The 3,379-nt window shown below is 61.7% G+C and carries 3 protein-coding genes; all 3 read right to left on the bottom strand.

Annotated elements, in window-relative coordinates:
- Nucleotides 1–54: 54 nt before the first annotated feature.
- Nucleotides 55–1,059 carry a site-specific integrase gene (locus tag ACFQ24_RS00030; RefSeq protein WP_009823939.1) on the bottom strand — a complete coding sequence of 335 codons (1,005 nt, stop codon included), beginning with the start codon at nucleotides 1,057–1,059 and terminating at the stop codon, nucleotides 55–57.
- The gene (locus ACFQ24_RS00025; protein ID WP_009823940.1) at nucleotides 1,056–2,411 is read right to left on the bottom strand and encodes a tyrosine-type recombinase/integrase; all 1,356 of its coding nucleotides are present in this window, start codon (nucleotides 2,409–2,411) and stop codon (nucleotides 1,056–1,058) included. The genes ACFQ24_RS00030 and ACFQ24_RS00025 overlap by 4 nt, the downstream gene beginning before the upstream one ends.
- Nucleotides 2,408–3,379, bottom strand: a 972-nt coding sequence (locus ACFQ24_RS00020) for a site-specific integrase (RefSeq protein ID WP_380908132.1), incomplete at its 5' end; no start/stop codon positions are given. The genes ACFQ24_RS00020 and ACFQ24_RS00025, both read right to left, overlap by 4 nt.

The raw sequence follows: 3,379 nt of genomic DNA, 5'->3' as shown, positions 1-3,379 counted from the left end.
CGCGGCGTAGTCCTGCAAAGCTGCGGAACATTTCGCCACGTCCTTCACATTATTCTATAGGGTGTCGAGCCATCCCATCAGATTGGCATCTCGCTTCCACGAAGGTGGCACGTTGCTCGCCGCCGGGGCGCCAACCTGTTCCAGCGCCTTTCGTTTGGTCTCCAGATTGGCCTGAGCATAGTGATTGGTCGTATCGAGACTGACGTGCCCGAGCCAACTGCGGATGACGGTGATATCGACCCCGGCGGCAACGAGGTGGACGGCGGTCGCGTGCCGGAAGCTGTGAGGCGTAACGTGTTTTGACTGGAGGGTCAGCGTCGATTTCGCGGCTTGTTCCACGTAGGCGTTGAGCTTGAACCGCACCCCTGACGCCCCTAGCGGTTCACCGTATCGATTGACGAAGATCCGCTCATCGGGCGCACGGGGCTGTCGCTCCAGTAGCTTCCTGAGCAATGCCACGGTTTCTGGCCAGAGCGGGCAGATGCGTTCCTTGCGCCCCTTGCCGTAAAGACGCACGAAGTTCGGTGCATCGAACCGGATTGCTTCGGGACAGAGGTCAAGCGCCTCTTGGATTCGCGCGCCACTGTTATAGAGGAACGAGAGCAGTACATGGTCGCGCAGCCCTTCGAGTGTCGATCGGTTGGGCTGGGCGAGGATGGCCTCGACCTCCTCGGGCTCGAGGTAGCACGGCGCGGAGGTGGGCTCCCGCTTCAACGGAACAGCCAGGACCTCTGAGCACTGCGCGATGTATTCCGGATTCTTGTCCGCCACGAAGCTGAAGAAGCTGCGGATGGCGGCCAGTCGGCAGTTCCGCGTGCCGATCGTGGTCTTGCGGCCATGCTCGGTATGATGAAGGAACGCGCGCACCTCGCCGGCCGAGACGTCGGTGAGCGTCAGCCGCGCGACCCCGCAGCCTTTTCGCTCCGCGACGAACCGAAGCAGCAGCCGCCAGGTGTCGCGATAAGAGCGGATCGTGTGGATTGACGCGCTGCGCTGCTCGGCCAGCCACTCCTGGAAGAACGCCCGCAACAACGCGGGCAATGGATTGCCTTTCCTCATGGCCGCGCCTCCGTGACAAGGCACGGGGCGCCGAGCGCGCGGAACCGTTCACTGGCTTCCTGCAACAGATCCTGCGTGACGGTGATGTAGACCAGCGTGGAGTGGAGATCCCGGTGCCCCATGTAGGTCGAGAGGAAGTGCAGTTTTTCCTGAGGGTTAATGCCGGACCGGTACCACTGGAGGATGCGGTTCACCACCATCGAGTGACGAAGGTCATGGACCCGCGGCCCGGTCCGGCCCGAAGCGGGCTTGAGCCCAGCACGGCGCATGACGTTGGTAATCATTGTCGTAACCGCCTCGGGCCTGTAGCGGTCATTTAAGTGGGCATGCCAGAACAGCCCTGATTTCGGGTTCTGTGGGCCGCCAGCGCGCCGCCTCGCATCGATGTACGCGCGCAGTTCGACCGCGACACTGTCGGATAGAGGCAAGATCCTGGTCTTGTAGAACTTCGTTTCCCGGATCGTGATCGTGCTTGATTGCAGGTCCACGTCACCAAGATCGAGCCATGCCAGCTCGCTTCGCCGTAGCCCGGCACAATAGGCCAGCATGATCATGGTGTAGAGGGTCAACGGCCGCAGCGGAGCGTCCGGCGACGGATAAGTCCGTGCGGTATCGAGCATACGCCGAACGTCAGCCGGGCTGAAGATATGCGGTTGCCGATGCTCCCGCGCTACTTCCCGCTCTGGCCGGGGATTGAAGCGCTTTGGCGGGATAGTCGGATCGAGGCGGAACCGCGCCTTGGTCAGGATGCGCGCCAGCTTCTGGCATTCAGCCGCGTGGTTGCGGGTCGGCTTGGCAGCCGCCCAGCTCGCAATCATTGCCTCAAGTGGTTGCTCCGCGAGGTCGGGACGGGCCTGAAGGAACCGATCGAACCGCAGCAGCCAGTGAGCCTGCGCTTCATATTGATATCCCCGGCTGCGCATCAGCATGACATGGTCTTGCATGAAGTCACCCAGCACGCTGCCGAAGGGCGCAGGCCGTCGTAACGCGGCCAAGGATTCGTCGGGATTCGGGGAAGCCAAGGCCCGCCAGATCGGCTTGCTTTGCTTGACGTTGTACCGACGGCGAAGTGCAGCAACAGGGTTGTCGGCGATCAGCCCGATTTCGACGAGGTGGTCGAGGAAGCGGTCGACAATGCAGACCTGATTGAGCAGCGTCGACAATCGCCAACGTTTTTGCATCTCCTTCAGCCAGGCGTCGAGCATCTGCCGGTCCACCGCCGGATGCCGGCGGGCAACATCTTCGAAGGTGCAAAGGAACCAGCGATATGTCGGTACGCTTCCCGGCCGGAACTGCGATTTTACCAGGAAGGCGTCGACGACGGTGCGATCGGGATCGTGCCAGGCGCTCATGACAGCACCTCCATTCCAGGCACCTCGAGTGCCACGGCTCGGAGATCATCTGTTGCCAGTTTGAGATAAGTATTGGTGGATTCGGTGGATCGATGCCCGAGCACGTCGCCGATGATCTTTTGCGGGACCGATGCCCGCAGCATTTCGACCGCACGTGCGTGGCGGAAGACATGCGGCCCCCGCTTTCCTGCTGGCACTACGCCTGCGGCGGCCAACCGACCGCGGATCATGCCGTACAGGTTCGTCATTGCGATATAGGGTGCGCAGGATCGGACGAAGATTTCCCGCACTTCAACCTGGGGCCGCCCAAGGCGCAGATAATCCAGCAGCGCTTCACCAACAGTCACCATTAGCGGCATGTACGAGTACGCGTTGGTCTTGGTGTGGCAGATCCGGAGGGATTCTGCGCGCCAGTCCACGTCATCGAGCCGAAGGCGGCATATCTCACCTTCGCGCAGCCCATACGTGGCAAGCAGCTGAAGTATCGCATAATCGCGTAGTCCGCGTGGCGATCTGTCCTCCTGCGTTGTCGCCAGAACCGCGGCGATTTGGCTCCTTTCCAGCGTCGACGGCACATCTTCGTAGGCATAGAGCATGGGGCCGATGATGTGTGGCGTCAGATCGGTCGGGATGCGACCCGTCCGATGCAGATGGCGAACCACCGAACGGAGACGCTCAGCGACATCGGCCAATGATTTGCGCCGTAAACCAGGCGCGCGCATGTCCATGTAGAGATCGATGTCCACGATGCTCAACGTTTCGAGGCTGGCGGCACCGGCCCGGTCGAACTGCCATCGCAGGAAGTTTCGCGCCTCCCACATCAGCGCCGCAATGGACGCGCTTGCCAAACCGCGCTCCTCGCGCAGCCATGCCTCGTATTCGCGGCAAATTTCATGTCGATGCTCGTCATCGGGACCGATCATTTCTGCGTCCGGGGGCCAATTGCCTTGAGCAAGCCGGAGGAGCTT

Origin of the sequence: Sphingobium olei, assembly GCF_042678845.1 — a bacterium.
Lineage (GTDB): Bacteria > Pseudomonadota > Alphaproteobacteria > Sphingomonadales > Sphingomonadaceae > Sphingobium > Sphingobium olei.
The sequence above is the reverse complement of the archived record's forward strand: the minus strand, read 5'-3'. Positions and strand labels throughout refer to the sequence as shown.